Source organism: Acinetobacter sp. 25-47-122 (assembly GCF_056779695.1).
In genome coordinates this window covers 1-360 of sequence record NZ_JBWYIJ010000033.1, presented here as the reverse complement: position 1 = coordinate 360, position 360 = coordinate 1, and the positions used below count along the sequence as shown (strand labels likewise).

General features: G+C 45.8%; 1 protein-coding gene. It reads right to left on the bottom strand.

The window, feature by feature from the left end:
• Positions 1–96: 96 nt before the first annotated feature.
• A partial coding sequence (locus AC1M9P_RS14650; protein ID WP_481588094.1) for an alpha/beta hydrolase occupies positions 97–360 on the bottom strand: 264 nt, incomplete at its 5' end.

The window sequence follows — 360 nt, the reverse complement described above, 5'->3', positions numbered from 1 at the left end:
AAAAAGCCAGACTGGTGGAGCAATCTGGCAAAGCGTCAAGATGAGTCACCCGTGACAAGTGATGTTTCCTGAGTTCAGGTTTGAGTTGTTCTAAACTTAAGCCTGAATAAATTCAGCCACAGCTCGGTTAAACGCCTGTGGTTGTTCAACATTAGAAATGTGCGAAGCATTAATCTCAACAAGTTGACTACCCGTAATCGCTGCTTGCATAAACTGACCATCTGCCACAGTGGTCACAGGGTCTTGCTGACCTGCAATAATCAATACACGAATCGAAATCTGTTTGAGTTGTTCACGCACATCCGCCTTAGCCAAAGCTTCACAGCAGCTTGCATAACCTTCAGGGCTGCCAGCTCCTAA